The following is a 20,912-nucleotide window of genomic DNA, read 5'->3' on the forward strand; positions in this document are numbered from 1 at the left end:
TAGTCAGGGGATTACCTTAAGCGCGAGAGCTGGCACTTGTTCAGCTCTGCCACAATTTTTATCAATGTTCTTTCCGATGCATCTCTGAATCGCTCCAGGGCTAATATCTCATGTGGTTTCCCGGAGATTTTGGCTTGAAATTCTTCATAGCTTCCAAACTGGTAGGACTGAACGGCGGTGTTGTACCAAATAACTTGCATGATGGTGGATTTAATTTGGTTTCGTAATTCGAATGTGAGAAGATTTGATTTTCAAATCCTGCCAAGTGTCTTTCAAATCCTGCCAAAGTGTATTTAATTGCTCAATACCTCCTTAAAAGGCTGTCCGAAACGTTTTTCATACTGAGTAGCAAAAGAGCTGGCATTGTTCATACCTATGAGCTGTGCCGCTTCGGTAGCAGTTTGCACCTTGTGATCCTTCAGGTAATTTTCCAGATATTGCCATCGCACCTCTTTGATCAATTCATAAGGTGTGAGTCCCGAGATTTTCTTGATCATCCGATAGACTTTACGCTCACTTGCTGCCATTTCATCAGCCAGATCGAGGACAGATAGGTGAGGGTCATCCACGCGTTTGATGATGAGTGCTTCCATCTTTTGCATGATATTTTTCTCAAATTCCTCAGCTGTTTCACTATACAGTTTGGTGAGCGCTTTGTTGCTGTCCCATTCGCGACTCATAATGTTTTGAATCTTCAGCATCAGTTCTTCTTTATCAAAAGGCTTGCTGATCACATCCTCAGCACCCTTTGAAATCAAGTCCAGCTTTTCTTTCTTATCTGTACGAGCACTCACTACCATTACTGGGATCTTTTTCAATGTTTTGTCCTTTTTCAGGTGATCCACCAGCTCAAATCCATCCATGTACGGCATCATGAGGTCTGTGATGATCAGGTCGATTTTCTCGGCCTGCAAAAGCTCCAGGGCACTAGCGCCATTGGCAGCAAGGAAAACCCTGAACTCACTATTGAGGATGCTCTGGAGGTACGTTCGCAACTCTTTGTGATCTTCTACAATCAGTACAGCTTTCGCATCAGGGTCTGCATTTTTTATTCCGGGCACCTGTAGTCGTTCCTTTTCTTCCTGCAAATCCATCCAGAGGGAATTGCGTGTGACTACATCCAGGGATCGTTCCGGAATGATGGCTTTTGAAACCCAATCGCTCTTTTTGAATGGAAACCGAATGATAAATACAGATCCATTGTCTCCGCTTGCCGCTTTTATGCTGCCTCCATGCAACTCTACCAACTCCTTCACCAGAGCAAGACCTATCCCAACACCCGCCTGTGCAGCATTTGCAGCCGCTGATTGATAATAGCGATCGAAGATCAGATCGAGGCTTTCGGCAGGAATGCCGGGACCTGAATCTGAGATGGCGATTTCAAGGTATGCCTTGTCCGTGTTGAGCTGCACATCAACAACTCCATTTGGTGGAGTAAATTTTATAGCATTGGATAGGAGGTTGTAAATGATTTTTTCGAACTGATGTGGATCTATTTGCAGAGTAGTTTCATCCTCCGCATGGCTGGTAAATTTTAGTTTGATAGACTTAATGTCTGCGGCACTGCTAAACATCTTGGTAAGGAGTCGTAAGTAGGGAACGATCTTGACGTACTGAAGGTCGAGGTTGATCTTACCTTCTTCCAGTCGTGTCAGATCCATGATTTCGTCAGCAAGATAGAGCAGCCGCTTCCCGTTTTTAATCCCCAGATCCAATAGTTCTTTTGATTCCTTATCCAGTATTTCATAGTCACGTTCGGTGATTTTGTCGAGTGAACCCAATATGAGTGTGAGTGGTGAGCGTAGATCATGAGAAATGTTAGCAAAGAAGCGTGTCTTGGCCTGATCCAGCTCTTTAAGCTTGGCTGATTGTGCCTCAATCTTTTGAAGCAGCTTCTTTCGCAATGCCAGTTGATTTCTGAGAATAAATGCGATAACCAGGAGCAGAATGACGATCACAATCGCTGAAATGATCATAATGGTTTGCGTTCGAATTCTTTGATTTTGAATGATAGCTTCCTCACGCAGGATTTGATTTTCCTTTTCCTTTAGTTCATTCTGGAACTTTGCTTCGGCATCTTCAGCGGCTTGTAGTATCGCTTCACTTGTTATTTTCTCTCTTATTTCTGTGTATTCCTGAAAAAGTTTGGCCGCTGTTTCAAAGTTTTTGAGACCGGCTTCTGCTACGCCCAAAAACCAAATGGCCTCAGAAAGTCGTTCAGGATTATCATATTGCTCTGCAATACTGACTGCCTCAGTAGCGTATTCTTTTGCCTTGGTATGATTTCCTAGTTCACTGTAAATTTTAGTCAGGGTGATGGTGGCATAGGTAAGCGTGAGTCCCTGACCGAATTTCTTTTTAAGATCGTACGATTTGTGAGCGTAGTACAAGGCAGAATCGTACATTTTATCATCCTGAAAGGACTCTGCGATATTCCCGTATGTGCTCGCAAATCTCAATTCGTTTCCTTCTGAGCTTAGATTGCTTACGGCCTTTTGTAAATAGTGTCGGGCCTTGTCGCTTTGACCAAGCTTTGAGTAAGCGATACCCATATTGTTAAAGATCCCATTGGCTCGGCTACTTTCTTCCCCAACAATAGCGAGTGCTTCCTGATAGTATTCCATCGCCTTTTCTGCATTCTCTAATTTCATGTACACCAGGCCCAGATTACTCATCGTGCTGGCTGCCGACTCTTCCCGCCCGGTTTCCATTTTGATTTGGATGGATTTACCATAGTAGGTGATGGCAGAGTCATAGACTCCCATGCTTTCATAGGCATTTCCCAGGTTATTATAATTGGAAGAAATCCCTCTTTGATCGTTTGCCTTGAGATTGAAGTAGAGCGACTTCCTTAAGTCACCTATACCAAAATCAGCGATGTTGTTTTGCATCTTGATGACTCCATTGGTAGAAAAAGCAATGGCGGTCAGTCGATCATCTTTCAATTTTTCTACTTGCTCGATAGCCATTTTCCCGTACATCAGTGCTGAATCTGCGTCCATTCGCCTGTAAGTCCATGCCAGTTCATCGAGTACTCGAAACCTCAGTGAATCATCGGTGACCACCTGAAGATCGTTTTTCAAACTATCCAGGAAAGGACGTACCTGAGCAGAAAGAAGAAATGTGGCGGTAAAGAAGCAAAGAGTAAGGATTATTTTTTTAAACATGGTGTATATGCTTGGTGACTAAAGATATAAAAAAAGCTCCCCTGAATAGATCAAAGGAGCTTTACTTCTACCCACGGTGCTATGCGTGATTAGGTGGATTTCGAAAGTGAAGGTAGGAGATCAGTATTTAATTATTCTGCCAACTTGCTTCACAATCCTGCCATTCATTCATAAAACACCGCTACTTCTTCTAATGGCTTCCTATCCAAATCGGGTACGTACACCTCATCTTTCGGATAGCCGATGGGTAAGAGGAGGTAGGGACGCTCATTATCCGGTCGGTTGAGAATCTTCGTGAGGAAATTCATTGGGGAAGGCGTGTGTGTCAAAGTGACCAGGCCTGCTTTGTGAATAGCTGAAATGATCATCCCGCATGCGATACCTACGGATTCATTCACGTAATAATTGTTGCTCTTCTCACCATCCACCATTTCAAACACCCGCTTAAAGATTACCACTATCCAGGGTGCTTCCTCCAGAAAAGGCTTGTTCCAGTCCGTGCCGATAGGAGCCAGATCCTTAATCCACCGCTCGCTCATACGTCCGTGGTAGCTGTCGTACTCTTCTTTCTCAGCTGCTTCACGAATAGCCTTCTTGATCTCCTTATTTGAGATGGCACAAAATGTCCAGGGCTGCTTATGTGCACCGGATGGCGCAGTGGAGCCAGCCATAATGAGACTTTCAATCAGTTTTTTACTAACCGGCTTATCTGAGATATCCCGAACAGTCCTTCGAGTATCAAGCCATTCGTGAAACGCCTTGGCTCGCTCCTCAGCTTCCTTCAAGTCATAGGTATCCCGCTCATAGGAAACATGCGGGTATCCATTAATTTCTTTTTTACTCATTACAATCCTAAAACTTCTACTCCTTGTTCAAATACAATATCTACCGGGATGTTCTGCTCTGCCAGCCTGTCCAGCTCTGCTTGAAGCACTTCTCCGATTTTCCCTTTTTCAGCGACCAGCTGTGCTACGCCATCATAGTCACCATTACCCTGTAGTGTCAATATTTTTTCTGAAAGTGCATCCATTGCCTCTCTCATTTTATCAAAATCAACCATGTAAGTGCCGGTCTCCTCATCCTTAGCAAAAGCGCCGTACTCGTTAAAGAAATTGAATCGGATCATGTTGGCTTTGCCATGCGAGCTAGCCGCACCGAATCTCACGGATCTAAAAATTCCAGCCATAAACGTGACATAGTAATCATTGAGGTCACCTTCAATCTCGCCTTTCTCATGGAGTTGGGTGATCATGTAAAGCCCAAGAATGTCTGCTTTTCCTTCTTCCAAAGCTGAAGAGTGTTCCTTCAAAGCATTTCTAACAGTACCATTTCCATTGATCGTGTTTTTGATACCCAAGCCGTGAGCCACCTCATGAAACATGGTATTTCCGAAGAATGCATCGAAAGTGATGTGCTTTCGCTGATCCGGGTGAATTAGAACATCTGCGATCGGAACAAGGATGTGATCGAATTTGGCCTGCATCGCGTTCTTGAGTTGTAACCTTCTTGAGCCTTTGGCCAATTGCACTTTTTCATCGTTAGGCAAGTTGATGGCAATGGTTTTCGAGCCAGCGTTGCAGTCTCCCGCGTAGTAAACCACGTCATAGGCATTCAGGTCTGCATCGGTTCCCGGTGTTTCAGCCTTGTATTCATCAGCTACTGGTAATCCCGCCTGTAGCTCTGGGAGGAAGTCGGCATACTTGGCTAAGCGCTCGCTCCAGCTTTTGTCTTTCACCAAAACGTACGCTTCATGTGCTGCTTTGTAGTTGTAGAGTTGATCTTCATAGTTTTCTATCGGGCCCACCACGAAATCAAGGCCATTCGTTTTCATATCCATCCAAGCCATATCACTTGGCTGGTAGTCATCGGTTAGCAGGGCATCTGCTCGGAGTGTTAGGTAGTTTTTTAATCCCTCATCCTCTGCCAGTTCAGCACATTGACGAAGGAGCTCTGATGCACGTTGAACTTGCTCCGCAAACATCTCATTGTATGGAACAGTGATCAGGTTTCCATCCTCATCTCTTCGAATGAATGTATAAAGACTGGTTTTCCCTTCCAGATCTGCTGCTTCAAACTCTTCTTTAGTCATATCCACAGGATAGAAGTTGGCACCTTCAGGCTTGGCACCTACACCATCCAGAAATGGTTCATTGTTGGCCAGCCTGTCCCATGGACCATAGTTAATTTGAACATACTTTCTGGTCGCCGGATCGGTCATGGCGGATAAAAGTGAATCCTTCTTCCCATACGCTTCATACCAAAATAATTCATCCATGATCTTGGCAGCTCTAATCATCAGAGGGATCATTTGTTTCTCCTTTTCACTCAGCTGCTCAATATTGGTTGTCAGCTTTACATTTTTATAGATTGCTACTTTCTCCTGCATGGGAGTGAGCTGAGTCTCAGGTTCATCTTTGCTCTCTGGTGCGGTACACTGACTAAGGAGTAGGCCAATGAGACCAATGCTTAATATTTTTTTCATTTTTCTAAAAATAAGTCTGGTTAGTAACTCCGAAGTTAAGAAGATTATCGTGTTCTTAAATTCAATTAAATTGGCGACTTAGAAATTAACCTTACTATGAAGAAAATTTTAACCTTACTGGTACCGGGAATGCTTGTATTTTCTTGTACCAACTCCGGCGAAGAAGCATCGCCAGCTATTTCAGAAGCATCGCTTAAAACCCATATCGAGGTTCTTTCCTCAGATGATTTTCAGGGTAGAAAACCTTTTACCGAAGGGGAGATCAAAACAGTGAATTATCTGACTGATCAGTTCAAAGCATATGGGCTGGAGCCTGGAAACGGAGACTCTTACGTTCAGGAGGTGCCAATGGTAGAACTGACGGCTATGCCTTCCGAGACGATGACCATTACGGGAGGGAGTGAAGATGTGGTGCTTAATGTGCTGAATGATTTTGTGGCCTATACTGAGCGTGTAGTGGAAGAGACCTCATTGGATGCTTCTGAGCTGGTATTTGCCGGATATGGGGTAGTAGCACCCGAGTACGGCTGGAATGACTATGAAGGGCTTGATGTGAAAGGAAAAACTGTTGTTGTACTCGTTAATGATCCGGGATTTGCTTCCGGTGATTCCACTTTTTTCAAAGGAGAGACCATGACCTACTATGGTCGCTGGACATACAAGTATGAGGAGGCTGCACGACAAGGAGCTGCTGGCTGTCTGATCATTCATGAGACTGTGCCGGCCGGATATCCATGGTTAGTAGTTCGAAATTCATGGTCTGGAGCCAGCCTCTATCTCGATCAATCTGGGGATAGCTATCAGCCGGATGTGCTGGGATGGATTACGCGTGATGCAGCCATCAAAATCTTTGAGGCTTCCAATCAGGATATGAAAAACTACAGTGAGATGTCCAGAAGTAAGGACTTCAAACCTTTTAGCCTGGGATTGAATGCTTCTGTGTCGGTAAAGAACAAAATCAAAAAGGATCAATCTCAGAATGTGATCGCAAAGATCACCGGCACTGAGCGACCGGATGAGTACATCATTTACTCTGCTCACTGGGATCATTTAGGAATAGGCCAGGAGATTGACGGAGATAGCATCTATAATGGGGCTCACGACAATGCTTCCGGAACCTCCACGATGCTAGGCATTGCGGAAGCCATGGCTAAGATGGAAACGAAACCAAAGCGATCAGTTGTTTTTCTCGCTGTGACGGCAGAGGAACAAGGACTGCTCGGTTCAAAGCATTACGCTCAAAACCCTATTTACTCACCAGCTCAAACGGTTGCTAATATCAACATGGATGGCATCACGGCCTGGGGTCCCATGAAAGACCTGACCGTGGTTGGATACGGACAGAGTGAATTGGAAGATATCGCTGAGGAGGTTGCTAAGAAACAGGGGCGCTACATCATTCCTGATCCTGATCCGGGAAAAGGTTATTTCTTCCGATCAGATCATTTCCAATTTGCAAAAGTGGGGATTCCGGCACTTTATGCTTCAGGAGGATATGAGCACATGACCAGGGGGGTAGACTATGTGGATAGCCTCAATCAGATTTACCTTTCTTCCAAGTATCACCGTCCTCAGGATGAGTATGATGAGTCATGGACCTTTGATGGGATGGCGCTGGACGGTGAACTATTGATGGAAGTTGGATTGAAAATCGCAAACTCTGCCGATTGGCCTCAGTGGAAAGAAGGGTCAGAGTTCAAGGCAATAAGAGAGAGTAGTAAGAAGTAAGTTGTCACACTGAGCCTGTCGAAGTGTGTTGATCTTTCGACAGGCTCAAGATGACACACAAATCAAAACACAATGAAAAACCTAATCTTAACCCTAACGCTTTCCACACTTTTCTTTGGCTGTCAGCCGGAACATGATCATACCCATGAAGATCAGTCGAAAGAGCAAGAAGCGCTTTACAGCTATGATGTGGAGGAGAAAATAGCTTCCATGGGCATTACGCTTTCTGAGCCGGGAGCACCAGTCGCCAACTATGTCAATGCTGTGCGGACAGGTAACCTGGTTTTTATGGCCGGGAAAGGCCCTAACCTGCCTGAGGGTGGCTATGTGACCGGAAAAGTAGGAGAAGACCTGACTGTGGAAGAGGGCTATGAAGCTGCAAAGCTGGTGGCTGTTGCTCAGCTGTCCGCTTTGAAAGCAGAAATCGGCGACCTGAATAAAGTTGTGAGAATTGTGAAAGTATTTGGGATGGTCAATTGTACATCTGATTTTGGTGATCAGCCAGAGGTGATCAATGGCTTCTCAGATACCATGGTCGAGGTGTTTGGCGAGCGGGGCAAGCATGCGCGAGCGGCTGTTGGGATGGGATCACTGCCTCGAAATATTGCGGTGGAGATTGAGATGATCGTGGAGGTACAGGATTAGATTTTCAGAATTGTTTAATTTCAAATCCTAATCGCCTAACTGTTATGAAAGCTAAATTTGCTGTTGCTATTTGTTTCTTACTCGCATGTGTGACCCTGGTTTCTGCTCAAAGTAGGGAAGAAAAAAACAAACACTTCTCTCACAAGATGGGGTCATATACCGATCCCAGGGATGGAAAAGTGTACAAGACCATCACTTTCATGAGGGAACATCATGGTGCGATGATCACACGAACATGGTTTGCAGAGAACATCACTTTCAATGTGCCAGGCTCAAAGGCCTATAACAATACGAGCGAGTACGCTAAAACTTATGGCAGGCTTTATAATTATGAGCAGGCCAATTTAGCATGTCCTGAAGGGTGGCATGTCCCTACCATTCATGAGTGGAAGCACCTGTTTCATTTCTTTGGAGGTTGGCATCACTCTGGTCAGTACCTGATTGAAGGCAAGTCCAGTGATATGGATATGCTCTTTGGTGGATTTGGCAATCCGGATGGCACTTTTCAGGGTATCGGTGTTCACGGAAACTGGTGGGATAATGAGCTGAAAGACAGCAACTCTGCCGGGATCATTACACTGAAAAAAGGAGATGAAAACATCTATCACTCCAAGGTGGGAGATAGCCATTACCTGAGCTGCAGATGCGTGAAGTTTCACAATTGATCGAGTTGGTGAGTGCGTAGACTATTAAATGTTCTCTTTTTGGTGCCTTTCATTTCTCTGGCTCAGGAGCAGGATACTGTTGCCGACAAAGGCTCATTCGCCATTTTCCCAGCAATTAGCTATGCGCCTGAGACGGATTTACAGCTTGGAGCTGTCGGGATTTGGGTGCTGAAAAATGCAGACAACTCTCAATCCACTTTTCAGCGACAGTCCACCATTACACCTTACTTTGTCTACACACTCAAGAAGCAATCGATAGCGGTTGTCAACCTGGACTACTATTTCCATGAGGGGCAAAACCTGAATACTGCCATTCGGTATTACAACTTTCCGGATTCTTACTATGGCATTGGGAATGACAATGATCCCGATGTGTCCGAGCAATATACCAACCGATTTGTCCAGCTTGAGGGGCAGTTTTTGCATCCACTCAATGAAAAGATTTTCGTGGGTGGAGCGTTTGATGCGCACTTTACCAGCATCAGAAAAGTCATTCCAGAAGGGCTGCTGGAAACACAGAATCCAAATGGTGCCGATGGTGGCAACCTTTTCGGTTTTGGTCCGGCTTTCCGTTATGACACCCGGGACTACACTATCTACCCAACGTCCGGTTATTTTATCGCCAGCAGACTGGTGTTCAATCTGGTGGGCGATTTTAACTATACTACCTACATCGCCGATTTCAGAAAATACATGAAGATTGTGAATGAGGACAACATCCTCGCCTTTCAGTTCAGATCGCAGTTTACCATGGGCACGGATGCTCCTTTTTACAAGCTCCCACAGCTCGGTGGGGATGAGCGATTGCGAGGCATTGCCAATGCAAGCCTATACCGTGACCGACAGATGATGTACACGCAGGTGGAGTACCGCAGGCCTTTGTTCTGGCGATTTGGGATGACCGTGTTTGCCGGTGTAGGAGATGTAGCCTATGACCTGGACGACTTCAGCTTGTCCGAGTTTAAGTATATAGCCGGGATAGGTGGAAGACTCGCCATTATGCCGGACCGGAAGCTCAACGCGCGGTTGGATATCGGTGTGGGGAGAGGCGGACAGACCGGCATTTACATCGGGATTAGCGAGGCATTCTAAACTGCAATCAGCCCATTTGCTCTCAGTACATTCACAGGCTTGCTGTACCAAAACGGCTCAAAATCCCCAAACTGCTTTTCAAATGATTCCTTCAAAGATTTGAATGAGGTTGACGATTGATCAACTCGCAAGGTTTCCAGTTTATCCAGCAGCCACTGACCTTCATCTGCAGGCATGGAAACCTGAAACGACTCAGTATTAGAGTGGAATTGCACTTTCATTTTTCCTTTTTTAGAAGACTGAATAATGGGTTTTCCACCCAGCCAAATGATTCGGGCGGTTGGCTTAATGATGTACCCTTCCGGTTGGTTCAGGGCATCTTCAATAAAGGTGGGAGGGATTGTCGTCTTCGGCATCTGCTCCTCAAACCACTCGTGCACAGGCCAATCAAAACCCACTCCATGCATGTAGTTGTACAGGGACTTCTTCAGTCCAAAGCTGAAGATGCTGTGATCGATTCCGGTCTTGTCCTCAAAGGCAATGTCATTGTTCGCAAACAGGATTTCGTTTTGTTTTGGGATCACGCCGAAGGCCTCCGGATTTAACCCTACCGGGCTGTGTGCCGTCATGGCAAACTGGTGCCAAAATCCTGACTGAATGATGCCCAGCTCAAACATCTGCTTCACCATCTCCAGGCTGTCGATCGTTTCCTGAACGGTCTGGGTAGGGTAGCCATACATCAGGTACGAGTGCACCATGATACCGGCCTGGGTGAAATGATCAGTCACACGTGCCACCTGCTCCACCGTCACCCCTTTATCGATGAGCTGAAGGAGGCGATCTGATGCTACCTCGAGTCCGCCCGAAACGGCAATGCAGCCACTCGCTTTCAGTAGAAGGCAAAGATCCAGGGTGAAGCTTTTCTCAAATCGGATATTCGTCCACCAGGTCACGGAGAGTTTCCGCTTCAGGATTTCAATCGCCAGCTCCTTCATCAGGGCGGGAGGTGCCGCCTCATCCACAAAGTGGAATCCGGAAAATCCCGTCTGCTCGATGAGCTGCTCCATCCTGTCCACCAGCGTCCGGGCCGCAATGGGTTCATATATTTTAATGTAATCCAGCGAGATATCGCAGAACGTACACTTGCCCCAGTAGCACCCATGTGCCATGGTGAGTTTGTTCCACCGTCCGTCGCTCCATAGGCTGTGCATGGGGTTGGCTACCTCGATGACCGAGATGTAATCTTCCAGCAGCAGACCTGCATAGTCTGGCGTGCCAATCTCACTCTGCTTGAAATCCGGTTCGGTGGCATTGTTTACATACGTCACCTCGCCACCTTGAATGCAAAAGGTCCGCTTAAGGTAAGATTCAGCTTTTAGATTCTGAATGTGATCCAGCAAGAGCTGCATGGGTCGCTCTCCGTCATCCAGCGTGATGTAATCGAAATAGTCAAACACCCTTGGCTCTTTCAGGTTGCGTAGCTCGGTGTTGGGGAAGCCACCACCCATGGTGATGTGGATGTGCGAATGATGGGCTTTCAGGTACTGTGCACAGCGAAAGGCGCTGTACAGATTGCCGGGAAATGGCACAGAGAATCCAACCGCTTTAGGTTGTGTTTGCTGGATGCGATTTTCTAAAAGCCGAACGGTGATCTCATCAATAAAGGTGGATGGTTGCTGTAGCTCGGCTTGCAGCTCGTCAAACGAATTGGCGCTCCGGCCCAGCCGCTCCGCATATCTGCTAAATCCAAAATGCGAATCTACACACTCCACGATCATGTCGGAGAGGTCTTCGAGGTACAGGGTGGCCAGGTGCTTGGCTTTATCCTGCATGCCCATGCTGCCAAACGCCCAGTCCATTTCTTCCAGCTGCTCAAACCGTGAAGCTTGCGGCAGGTAAGGGTCTGCACAGATCTGACGTGCAAGTGCCAGGTTTTTACCTTGCAAAAAACCAATGACCGGATCGATGGTGCTGAGGTAGCTTTCCTTCAGGGTGAGGATTCGCCGGGCATTTTCTGAGGGCGCTGGAAAAGCTTCTGCCTTGGTGAAAAGCTGCTCCAACCCTTGGCGTGAAAACAGCTCCAGGATCACCTCGATACCCAGATCCTGCTGATCTACCGATACCTGCTGCGTATTGAAAAAACCTTTCAGGTATGCCGTGGCAGGGTAGGGTGTGTTTAGCTGGGTAAACGGGGGCGTGATAAGAAGGAGCTCTGCCAAATACTTTTTTGGCAAAGGTAAGGAGGCAGGCTGTGTCATTAATGTTGTAGAGAACTATTCTTCATTGTTAGAACTATATGTTTTTATATTTGAAAATTATAGTTAACGATGGAGATTGATATTTTTGAAGCTTTAGAAATGTGGATTCAAGGTGTAGATTTATCCACTTATAAACTACATGGTGTATCAATTCTCTGGCTAGGTCGCTTTGGTAAAATGATTCAGATTCTGGGAGCATTTGTGGTTTTAGTGGAAATAGTTGGAATTCAGAGGTTTTCTGAGTTCAGTATCAATTTAAAGGAAACTATCAATTTCGGGAACATTAGAAAGATTGCATTTTACACAATAAGTAATACTAAAAGATGGTTTCAAAGGATTCGTCAGGGAAAAGGTGAGAATGAAATTGAAATTGACAATTCTTATGTTCTTATCCTTGTTCTATTTGCGGTTGCTATTTCTTTTTTTTCATTTATTAGATTAAATCAATCAATTCATTGGTTTTGGGCTTTTAATATTTCCTCTTTGATTTTTGCTTTATCTGGGTATCTTATACCAGTCGTTATCGCCTTGTCTCTTTTTTCGTTTTATATCATTGCATCTGTTATAAATGTGGTTTTCATAAGCCCTTTAATTTGGGTTATGGACAGAAGAAGACTAAATACAATTGTTAAATTAGTTGCCTTCCTATTGGTAGTTATTGGTAGTGCTCTGGATCTTTTAGCTTCCTAATAAATTATATCCCTTACACCTCATCCGTCAATTTCCATCAGCGGTTGTGGCTGTGCTGCAACAATTCGTTTTCTTTACGGATCATCTTATTCAAACAAACTATACTATGAGAAAAATAGCAACACTAATCACACTCATGCTTTGTGTGTCGCTGGTGGCGCAGGAGAAGCGATTCTTCATGCCTAAGGAGATGCAGCAGGCATACGAAAATGGCACCCGCTCGTATGACGGAAAGCCGGGACCAAACTATTGGCACAATACGGTAGACTACACCATCAAGGCTACCATCAATCCGGAAACGCGTGGCATCTCCGGGGAGTCGGCCATCACCTATACCAACAACAGTCCGGATGATCTAAGCACCATCGTGGTGCGGCTGTATAATGATGTGTATCGCAAGGGCAACCCGCGTGCCTCCCGTGTGGATGAGCGCGATGTGGATGATGGCGTGACGCTGAATATGGTGCAGGTGCGTGGTGATTCGGTAGACCTGGAGAGCAGATCGGTGACCAGAAACGGAACCAACCTGTTCATCCGTCTGAGTGAGTCGCTCAAAAGCGGCGAGAGCATAGACCTGGCCATCAATTGGGAGCAGTTTATACCTTATACTAACCGCAGGACGGGTGTTGCGGACAGCACGTCGTTCTTTGTGGCGTACTGGTATCCGCAGGTGGCGGTGTACGACGATGTGTTCGGCTGGGATACGCAGGACTATTCGTTCCGCACGGAGTTTTATAACAACCTCGCCAACTTCGATGTGGAGTTTACCGTGCCGAAATCCTTTACCATGTGGGCGACAGGCGTACTCCAGAATCCTGAAGAGGTATTCAATGCAGATATCCTGGAGCGATACAAGAAGGCTCTCACTGCTACCGAACCGATGGACATCATCAATGGGGATGACCTGAAGGATGGGTTTGAGCACAAGTCCGGCACGTGGAAGTTTAATGCAGATGAGGTGCCTGATTTTGCGTTCGCAATGAGTGACCATTACGATTGGAATGCTGCTTCGCAGAAAGTGGAGGGCAAAGACATTCTGATCAGCTCGGTATACCCTACAGGCAATCCTCAGGGCTTTGCCGCGATGACACCCAATCAGCAAAAAACGATGAAGCACTTCTCGGAGGATATACCGGGTGTAGCTTATCCATACCCACGATTTACCACGTTCATCGGGCTTGGTGGCGGAGGCATGGAGTTTCCGATGATGGCCTACAATGGTGGTCCGGGGCTTGGTGTGACGGTGCACGAAATGTTCCACATGTACTTCCCGATGTATGTGCGTGTGAACGAGCGAAGATTTGCCTGGATGGATGAAGGCTGGGCTGACTACATCACCTCTTTGGTGACCAGCCGGTATTTTCAGAATGACAATTCGGACCTGTTTACTAACTACAAAGGAAGTGTAGGAGGAATGCAGGGGCAGTATGAGGACTTGCCGCTGTTTGCTTCTTCCCAGTTTATGGATGGCACCAACTATGGCTACTCTGCTTATCCGCTTCCGGCATTCATTTACTCGATGCTGCATTTCCACCTGGGTGATGAGATGTTTTTTAAGGCGTACAAAGAATATATCAATCGCTGGGCAAAGAAGTCACCGATTCCGTATGATTTCTTCTACACGTTTGAGAACGTAAGCGGGCAGGATCTGAGCTGGCTATGGAAGCCATGGTTCTTTGAGTTTGGTGCACCGGATGTGAAGATCGGCGGCATCAAGAAGGATAAGCTGACCGTGATCAATGCGGGCAACCGGCCTGTTCCGATAAAAGTAGAGGTGAAGTACAACGATGGTACTGACTATGAAACCTCCATGTCTGGAAAAGCAATGGCAGGCAAAAGTGAAGTAGTGCTGAGCATTCCTGAGTACAAAAAGATTGAGACGATTTCTGTGAATGCAAGCCTTCCTGATCTGGACGATACAGACAATTTTTATCCTCCGCTAAAGGATCGCATGGCAGGTGTAGAGGTGCCGGACTACTTGTATGGTACGTACAACATTGCGAACTTCAACATCCAGGCGATGATGGAGGATGATGGTGGACTTGTGAAGGTATTGGTGCCTGCCGCTGGTATGAATGTGGTGGTGATGCCAAAGGAAGACAAGTGGGTTTCGCTGGACGGACAAATCGTAATTGAGTTTGACAACTCAGGAGACAAAACGGCCATGACGATGGAATTGAAGCAGTTTGGCGTGACCGTTCAGGGCACGAAGGAGTAACCCTTTTATTAAATCAAGAAGCTGTCTTAAAAGGTCTTATTTTCATTTGAGTGTCATTCTGACGAAGGAAGAATCTCTTTTTTAGTGTATAACTACACACTTATAAAGTAAGAGATCCTTCATGAATTCAGGATGACAGACCTTTTGAGGCAGCTTTTTTTACTTGCTAACGAATTGAAATTTTACTTCTGATCGGCTGGAAAGATCTTCTCCAAGCTCCTTGTGGTCTTCATCGCCTTCGTCGCTAAACCACCTGACCATGATCATAGCGCCCATCTTCTGCTTTTCTTTCAGCTCCAGCATTAGCTGGTACAGGCATTTCATCGTTCCCGTATCGAAGTGTTCCAGCTTTAGCTCCACAATGAAGGTGGGAACGGTTGTGTTTTTCACTTGCTCGATAATTGGAAGATAAAAGTCTTGTACATCCCGCATACTGGATCGACCTTCAATTTTCAAAAGGCCTGTATTGGGATTGAATCTTACACTAGGTATGATGTCCTCATGTTCTGACATGGCACGGTGGTTTGGTGTGTATTCCTTTTTCTACTCAAATTTATCAGACTTAGTTGCTTTTCGAAAGTTGGGATACAAGAATTAGATTAAGCAATCAAAGATAGCCATTGACTTACCTCAGCGGAATTAAAATTATATGAGCGGAGTTTTTGGAACAAAAAGGAAAGGCTAACTATCATCATTAGCCTCTCTCACTGTCTCTTAGTTAATCTTACTCCTCCTTCAATGCATTCGCAGGATTAGCCACTGCCGCACGATAAGATTTGGCACTGACAACTGCCCAGGTAAGTAAAAGAATGAGAATAATTGGAAGTGCCAATAGATACCATTCCAGATCAATTCGATAGCTGTAACCCTCCAGCCAGCTACTCAGCCAGTAAAATGCTGCTGAGATGCCTATTGCTCCACCAATGAGCACAAGGATGGAAAAGTCCTTGAGCATCATCCTTAGCAAGGAAGGAATAGTAGCTCCCAGTACTTTTCTAACTGCAATCTCCTTGAATCGTTTCTGCAATACAAAAGTGGTGAGAGCAAAAAGACCAAGCAGGGCTATGAAAATTGCCAACAGGGCAAAAGTTGTGAATACTCCTCCAAATTTTTGCTCGGCAGCAAAATGTCGCTCGAACGAATCATCAAGAAAGAATGAATCCAAAGGGTAATTTCTAGCATGTTCATTCCAGAGTTTTTCCACCTGATTCAAGGTTCTAACCAGGTCTTCGGCAGAAATCTTGGCCAGAACATAAGCTTGGTGGTGCTCACCAATTTCCTGTGATGCTATACCACCATATCTAAAGACCATAGGGCCAATGTCATGCTTTAATGAGGTGAAATTGAAGTTTTTCATTACCCCAACAATTGTAAACTCAAGCTTGTCCTGCCTCGCAATCTTTTTCCCGATAGGGTTATCCCATCCCAGTTCTGCAGCAAGGGACTCATTGATCACAACCGAGTTTGTATCGGATGGCATATTTTCCATAAAAAACCTACCCTTTATCATTTCCAGGTCCAAAATATCGAAGACCTCAGCTGATGTGAAACCATTGTAGGGACCTACCGATCTTTTTTCTTCGGATGGAATATTGTAAGACCAGTCTCCAAAGCCATGAAACGGCACATTGCTGGCTTTCCCTACTTTTTCAATTCCAGGTATTTTCTCAAGCTGCGTTTTGAAAACTTCGTATTTATCGCCGAGCACCCTGCCACCGTTTATGACCAGCGTTTGGTCAATGTTTACACCGAGCTCATGCGATCTCATGTGATGAACCTGCTTGTAGATAACCAGCGTGGCAGCAATTAGAAAGACGGAGATAGCAAACTGAAAAGCCACCAGTCCACTCCTTAGCCCTCGTTTGCCTGCCTGCTGTTTTTGTCCTCGAAGTGCTTTCAAAGGAGAAAAGCCTGACATGATGTAGGCAGGATATGAACCCGCAAGTAATCCAGCTACGATAAGAAGCAATCCGATGTAAACCAGATTTTGTCGGGTAAATAAGTCCTCTATTAAGAATTCCCTGCCCGTCAGTTGGTTAAAATACTGGATCGATGAAGATGCGATCACAATCGCAATGATTATCGCAATGAGTGTGATTAGAATAGATTCAATGAGAAACTGAGAGACGATATGCTTTCGATATGATCCCAGGGCTTTTCTAATGCCCACTTCTTTGGATCTCAGTGCGGAGCGGGCAGTGGCCATATTGATGTAGTTTACACAGGCAATCAGCAAAATGAATAGGGCAATGAGGGAGAAAATGATCACATTCTTGTAGTCCCCGCCTGGAGCCATTGATAGTCGAGACCTGTGCAGGTGAATATCTTCTATTGGGAAGAGGGTATATCCAAAATGGCGGTCAGGAAACTCGGCTTCCAATTCCTCAAAAGAGCTGTGACCACTCCATGATAATGACTCAGGTCCTGCATATTTTTTGTAGAGGTCTTTCAATTTATTCTCTATCAATATGATATCCGGATTTTGATACGTCTTTGCATAGGTCCATACGCTATTTCCTGTCCAGTATGAGTGGCCTGCTTCCAGACTTGCAATCATGTATTTGAATGGAAAATGTGTATTGTTTGGTCTATCCTTGATAACACCAGTTACTTTTAGGGCTTCTTCGTCTACCATGAGCGTCTTTCCAAATGCCGATTCATTTGGGAAACACTTCTTTGCCATTGATTCGGTTAGCACAATAGATTTTGGTTCCGATAGGGCTTTTTCAGGATCACCGTACAAAAATTCACATTCGAAAACTTTGAAGGTGTTTTGATCCCCATATGCTGCTCCATCCTGAATGAAACTCCTATCACCGATTTGAAAAAGGGACTCCCACAGCCCCATGATTCTAGTGGCTACTTCTATTTCGCTCACATCTGCTTGCATGGTTTCGGCCAGAAGTGGAGGTGTCCATGGGCCGGTCTCTCCATTCAGTACCCTGAAGATTCGCTCGGAGTTAGGATAAAACTTATCATAGCTTCGTTCATGCGTCACATAGATTGTAATCAGCAGGCAGGAAGCCAAGCCGATGGCTAATCCAATTATATTGATGGATGAGTATGATTTTTGTCTTAATAAAGTCCTGATTGCTACTTTGAGATGGTTTTTGATCATGGCAAGTGTGGTTAATTGTTCGAAATCATCTAGTCCTTTTAGATATCTCCACCGAAAAAATCGGATCGTGTTCCACGCGAATTTCCTGCGTGAGGGATTCCGTTCGAATAGCTCAAAGAGATCTCCCTCAATTTGCTCGAGGTAGTGTTCCCTGCAGAAAAAGCGAAGGAATCTGATGGCCCATTTTGGTGGAGATTTTTCCTTCATTACTTAAAGCTTAGGCTGGTTTTTGGAATTTGGTGATACAGTGCATTACGGGATTGATGCACATACTCTATGGCTTTGCTACCTTCTGCTGTAACCTTAAATAGTCGTTTCCTTCTACCTCCTCGCTCCGCACTGGCACCTCCCATATAGGAGGAAACAAAGCCTTTCTTCTCCAGTCGATCAAGTGTCGTATGAACGGCACTAATATTTACCTTTCGATTGATCTGGTTTTCAATTTCATCCATCACCCGCACGCCATAAGCTTCCTCGTTGAGAATTGCCACTATCATCAAGACAAGTTCTTCCAATTCTCCCAGTTGATAAGATTCCCTTTTCATATTAATTTCATAATTGTCAATCAAATACGAAAATAACTATAAATAGTTTCTTTCATGATTGTAAATTAAATACAATTGAAAATTGGAAAGGTTGCATGTTGGTAGGTTTGAACGTTAAGATTTAGCTCTCGGCCCCATCTCCACCACTTCCAGATTCTTGATTTCTCCATTCTCCAGATCAAAACGGAGGAGGGTCTTCACCTTATGAAATCCATGCTTTCCTGCCGCACCCGGATTCATAAAGAGTAGGTTATTGGTTTTGTCAGGCATGACTTTTAAAATGTGTGAGTGTCCACAAACAAGCAGTTTAGGTTTATACTGCCGTACATACCCAAGCACTTTGGAATTATATTTTGGCGGCTTACCGGCTATATGGGTAATTAGAACCCGGACACCTTCACGTTCGAAGATTTCTCCCTCTTTGCATTCTTGCCTAAGCTTTCCACCGTCAATATTTCCCCAGACTGCTATGGTTGGCTTAAACTTTTGAAGCTCTTCCAATACCGCATGTGTGCCAATATCGCCGGCATGCCAGATTTCGTCAACTTCAGCGAAATATTTAAAGACTGCAGGATCTAGATATCCGTGGGTGTCTGATAGCAGACCAATTTTCATACTAGTTATTAACAAATTTTAACAATGCTTAATGTGTTCGATATTGAACTTTTTTTCTCTGGTTTTTATACTTGCCAGCGTTTTTGAAAGCTAGCAAATATGGCGATTGTAGTAGAGAATCTCACCAAAAAATACGGCGTTCAGAAAGCGGTAAATGACATCTCATTTGAAATCAATACAGGTGAGGTCGTAGGATTTCTTGGTCCCAATGGTGCCGGGAAAAGCACGACCATGAAAATGATCACCTGTTTCATGGCACCAACAGCCGGAGATGTTACTGTTGAAGGAGCGTCTATTCTTTCAGATCCCGAATCGGTCAAACGAAAGATTGGGTATTTGCCCGAAAACAATCCATTGTACCTGGACATGCCAATTGTGGATTACCTGCGATTTAGTGCAGAAATCCAGGGAGTACACAAATCAGATATACCTACTCGAATAGGTGAGATGATTGAGAAGTGTGGGTTGGATGCAGAAAAACACAAAAACATTCAGGAGCTTTCAAAAGGGTATCGACAAAGGGTTGGGTTGGCCCAGGCCATGATCCATGACCCGGAAGTGCTTATACTGGACGAGCCAACCACTGGACTCGATCCTAATCAGATCGTCGAGATTAGAAAATTGATCAAAGAACTCGGAAAGGAAAAGACGGTCATCCTGAGCTCACATATTCTGTCGGAAGTAGAGGCCACTTGTGATCGTATTCTGATTATTAACAAAGGAAGGATCGTTGCAGATGGTACCGCTGATACGTTGCGACAGCAGGCACAGGGGCAAGAGTTACTTACCGTCCACATTGAAGCCTCAAAAGGTGATATTCAAAAAGAGTTACTGGGACTGAAAACAGTTGAAACTGTGTCGGCCATTGAAGGAAAAGAGCATTGGTTTACCGTACAAAGTAAGCCGGATGCTTCTTCCAGAAAGGAAGTGTTTGATCTCTGCGTGAGTAAAAAATGGTATTTACTCGAGATGACCGGAATGGAGACAAGACTTGAGGATGTATTTAGAAATTTAACCAACTAAGAGATGAGTAAAGTCTGGATCATAACAAAACGAGAGCTTTCAGCCTTTTTTGATTCATTGATAGCCTATGTGATGATCATCCTCTTTCTGGGCCTAAGTGGATCATTTACCTGGCTTTTTGGCACCAACATTTTCATGCTTAGTCAGGCCAGTCTTGATGTTTTTTACGATGTGGCATATTGGTCCTTGTTTTTCTTTATACCGGCCATTACCATGCGCATGATAGCTGAGGAAAACAAGTCAGGTACCATTGAGCTGCTCATAACTAAGGCTATTTCTGATAATCAAATCGTGCTAGGTAAGTTCCTCGCTTGTCTCATACTGGTGGGAATTGCGCTGCTGTGTACGGTACCCTATTATGTCACCATCAGTCAGCTGGGAAATGTGGATGATGGAGCTGTACTAGGAGGATACCTGGCCATGTTTTTTTTATCTGCCAGCTACATCGGCATTGGACTTTTTGCCAGTAGCCTTACGCAAAACCAGATTGTGGCATTTCTTGTAGCACTGTTCATTGGCATATTCTTTCACATGTTATTCGATGTGATTGGTTCAGGAGGAACCGGTTTTGTCGGGGAATTATTCAGCTACCTAAGCATTCGAACGCATGTGGACTCACTCAGCAGAGGCGTAATTGATAGCAGGGATATCATCTATTTTGTTTCGCTGATCCTTGTTGGTTTGTTGGGTACACAAATCATGTTGTCAAAAAGAAATTGGAAGTAA

At 45.0% G+C, this 20,912-nt stretch carries 17 protein-coding genes; 8 read left to right on the forward strand and 9 right to left on the reverse strand.

Translation table 11 applies throughout. The features are described 5' to 3' along the window. Nucleotides 1-11 precede the first annotated feature (11 nt). The 4 genes from ACEQZT_RS04460 to ACEQZT_RS04475 form a co-directional block, all read right to left on the reverse strand. Nucleotides 12-200 (reverse strand): hypothetical protein, encoded by a 189-nt coding sequence (locus ACEQZT_RS04460; RefSeq protein WP_370087645.1) that lies wholly within the window; start codon nt 198-200, stop codon nt 12-14. A 93-nt stretch (nt 201-293) separates the two neighbouring features. Beyond that, nucleotides 294-3,167 (reverse strand): tetratricopeptide repeat protein, encoded by a 2,874-nt coding sequence (locus ACEQZT_RS04465; RefSeq protein ID WP_370087647.1) that lies wholly within the window; start codon nt 3,165-3,167, stop codon nt 294-296. Nucleotides 3,168-3,331: 164 nt separating this feature from the next. Further along, nucleotides 3,332-4,012 (reverse strand): nitroreductase family protein, encoded by a 681-nt coding sequence (locus ACEQZT_RS04470; protein WP_370087649.1) that lies wholly within the window; start codon nt 4,010-4,012, stop codon nt 3,332-3,334. Further along, complete coding sequence (locus ACEQZT_RS04475; protein WP_370087651.1) at nt 4,012-5,649, reverse strand: Zn-dependent hydrolase; 1,638 nt, start codon at nt 5,647-5,649, stop codon at nt 4,012-4,014. The genes ACEQZT_RS04470 and ACEQZT_RS04475 overlap by 1 nt, the downstream gene beginning before the upstream one ends. 96 nt (nt 5,650-5,745) lie before the next feature. Between ACEQZT_RS04475 and ACEQZT_RS04480 the strand changes: the two genes are divergently transcribed. From ACEQZT_RS04480 to ACEQZT_RS04495, 4 genes are all read left to right on the forward strand, one after another. After that, complete coding sequence (locus tag ACEQZT_RS04480; protein WP_370087653.1) at nt 5,746-7,377, forward strand: M28 family metallopeptidase; 1,632 nt, start codon at nt 5,746-5,748, stop codon at nt 7,375-7,377. Nucleotides 7,378-7,449: 72 nt separating this feature from the next. Next, complete coding sequence (locus ACEQZT_RS04485; RefSeq protein ID WP_370087655.1) at nt 7,450-8,022, forward strand: RidA family protein; 573 nt, start codon at nt 7,450-7,452, stop codon at nt 8,020-8,022. 44 nt (nt 8,023-8,066) lie between these two features. Continuing rightward, nucleotides 8,067-8,687 (forward strand): FISUMP domain-containing protein, encoded by a 621-nt coding sequence (locus ACEQZT_RS04490; protein WP_370087657.1) that lies wholly within the window; start codon nt 8,067-8,069, stop codon nt 8,685-8,687. A 12-nt stretch (nt 8,688-8,699) separates the two neighbouring features. Beyond that, a complete protein-coding gene (locus ACEQZT_RS04495) occupies nt 8,700-9,779 on the forward strand; it encodes a BamA/TamA family outer membrane protein (RefSeq protein ID WP_370087659.1) in 1,080 nt (359 codons plus the stop codon). Here the strand turns inward: ACEQZT_RS04495 and ACEQZT_RS04500 are convergent. After that, a complete protein-coding gene (locus tag ACEQZT_RS04500; RefSeq protein ID WP_370087661.1) occupies nt 9,776-11,977 on the reverse strand; it encodes a radical SAM protein in 2,202 nt (733 codons plus the stop codon). The two genes, ACEQZT_RS04495 and ACEQZT_RS04500, sit on opposite strands and share 4 nt — an antisense overlap. A 69-nt stretch (nt 11,978-12,046) precedes the next feature. On the opposite strand from ACEQZT_RS04500, the gene ACEQZT_RS04505 reads away from it, so the two are divergent. Continuing rightward, nucleotides 12,047-12,667, forward strand: coding sequence for a hypothetical protein (locus ACEQZT_RS04505; protein WP_370087663.1), 621 nt, complete (start codon nt 12,047-12,049; stop codon nt 12,665-12,667). 106 nt (nt 12,668-12,773) lie between these two features. Further along, nucleotides 12,774-14,885, forward strand: coding sequence for a M1 family metallopeptidase (locus ACEQZT_RS04510; RefSeq protein WP_370087665.1), 2,112 nt, complete (start codon nt 12,774-12,776; stop codon nt 14,883-14,885). 159 nt (nt 14,886-15,044) lie between these two features. Here ACEQZT_RS04510 and ACEQZT_RS04515 read toward each other — a convergent pair whose 3' ends face one another. The 4 genes from ACEQZT_RS04515 to ACEQZT_RS04530 form a co-directional block, all read right to left on the reverse strand. Beyond that, nucleotides 15,045-15,398: a SiaC family regulatory phosphoprotein gene (locus ACEQZT_RS04515; RefSeq protein WP_370087666.1), complete on the reverse strand. Its 354-nt coding sequence runs from the start codon at nt 15,396-15,398 to the stop codon at nt 15,045-15,047. A gap of 211 nt (nt 15,399-15,609) precedes the next feature. Beyond that, complete coding sequence (locus ACEQZT_RS04520) at nt 15,610-18,210, reverse strand: ABC transporter permease (protein WP_370087667.1); 2,601 nt, start codon at nt 18,208-18,210, stop codon at nt 15,610-15,612. Continuing rightward, a complete protein-coding gene (locus ACEQZT_RS04525; protein ID WP_370087669.1) occupies nt 18,210-18,548 on the reverse strand; it encodes a PadR family transcriptional regulator in 339 nt (112 codons plus the stop codon). Before ACEQZT_RS04525 ends, ACEQZT_RS04520 begins: the two co-directional genes overlap by 1 nt. A gap of 114 nt (nt 18,549-18,662) precedes the next feature. Further along, entirely contained in the window at nt 18,663-19,163 is a 501-nt protein-coding gene (locus tag ACEQZT_RS04530) for a metallophosphoesterase (RefSeq protein WP_370087671.1), read from the reverse strand. Nucleotides 19,164-19,262: 99 nt separating this feature from the next. On the opposite strand from ACEQZT_RS04530, the gene ACEQZT_RS04535 reads away from it, so the two are divergent. After that, on the forward strand, nt 19,263-20,186 hold the full coding sequence (locus ACEQZT_RS04535) for an ATP-binding cassette domain-containing protein (protein WP_370087673.1): 924 nt from the start codon (nt 19,263-19,265) through the stop codon (nt 20,184-20,186). Between the two features lie 3 nt (nt 20,187-20,189). Next, nucleotides 20,190-20,912: an ABC transporter permease subunit gene (locus tag ACEQZT_RS04540; protein WP_370087675.1), complete on the forward strand. Its 723-nt coding sequence runs from the start codon at nt 20,190-20,192 to the stop codon at nt 20,910-20,912.

Source organism: Ekhidna sp., from assembly GCF_964218185.1.
Lineage (GTDB): Bacteria > Bacteroidota > Bacteroidia > Cytophagales > Cyclobacteriaceae > Ekhidna.

Coding starts and splice junctions, on each gene's coding strand:
- ACEQZT_RS04460 (WP_370087645.1), bottom strand. CDS start 200: ATGCAAGTTATTTGGTACAACACCGCCGTTCAGTCCTACCAGTTTGGA.
- ACEQZT_RS04465 (WP_370087647.1), bottom strand. CDS start 3,167: ATGTTTAAAAAAATAATCCTTACTCTTTGCTTCTTTACCGCCACATTT.
- ACEQZT_RS04470 (WP_370087649.1), bottom strand. CDS start 4,012: ATGAGTAAAAAAGAAATTAATGGATACCCGCATGTTTCCTATGAGCGG.
- ACEQZT_RS04475 (WP_370087651.1), bottom strand. CDS start 5,649: ATGAAAAAAATATTAAGCATTGGTCTCATTGGCCTACTCCTTAGTCAG.
- ACEQZT_RS04480 (WP_370087653.1), top strand. CDS start 5,746: ATGAAGAAAATTTTAACCTTACTGGTACCGGGAATGCTTGTATTTTCT.
- ACEQZT_RS04485 (WP_370087655.1), top strand. CDS start 7,450: ATGAAAAACCTAATCTTAACCCTAACGCTTTCCACACTTTTCTTTGGC.
- ACEQZT_RS04490 (WP_370087657.1), top strand. CDS start 8,067: ATGAAAGCTAAATTTGCTGTTGCTATTTGTTTCTTACTCGCATGTGTG.
- ACEQZT_RS04500 (WP_370087661.1), bottom strand. CDS start 11,977: ATGACACAGCCTGCCTCCTTACCTTTGCCAAAAAAGTATTTGGCAGAG.
- ACEQZT_RS04505 (WP_370087663.1), top strand. CDS start 12,047: ATGGAGATTGATATTTTTGAAGCTTTAGAAATGTGGATTCAAGGTGTA.
- ACEQZT_RS04510 (WP_370087665.1), top strand. CDS start 12,774: ATGAGAAAAATAGCAACACTAATCACACTCATGCTTTGTGTGTCGCTG.
- ACEQZT_RS04515 (WP_370087666.1), bottom strand. CDS start 15,398: ATGTCAGAACATGAGGACATCATACCTAGTGTAAGATTCAATCCCAAT.
- ACEQZT_RS04520 (WP_370087667.1), bottom strand. CDS start 18,210: ATGAAGGAAAAATCTCCACCAAAATGGGCCATCAGATTCCTTCGCTTT.
- ACEQZT_RS04525 (WP_370087669.1), bottom strand. CDS start 18,548: ATGAAAAGGGAATCTTATCAACTGGGAGAATTGGAAGAACTTGTCTTG.
- ACEQZT_RS04530 (WP_370087671.1), bottom strand. CDS start 19,163: ATGAAAATTGGTCTGCTATCAGACACCCACGGATATCTAGATCCTGCA.
- ACEQZT_RS04535 (WP_370087673.1), top strand. CDS start 19,263: ATGGCGATTGTAGTAGAGAATCTCACCAAAAAATACGGCGTTCAGAAA.
- ACEQZT_RS04540 (WP_370087675.1), top strand. CDS start 20,190: ATGAGTAAAGTCTGGATCATAACAAAACGAGAGCTTTCAGCCTTTTTT.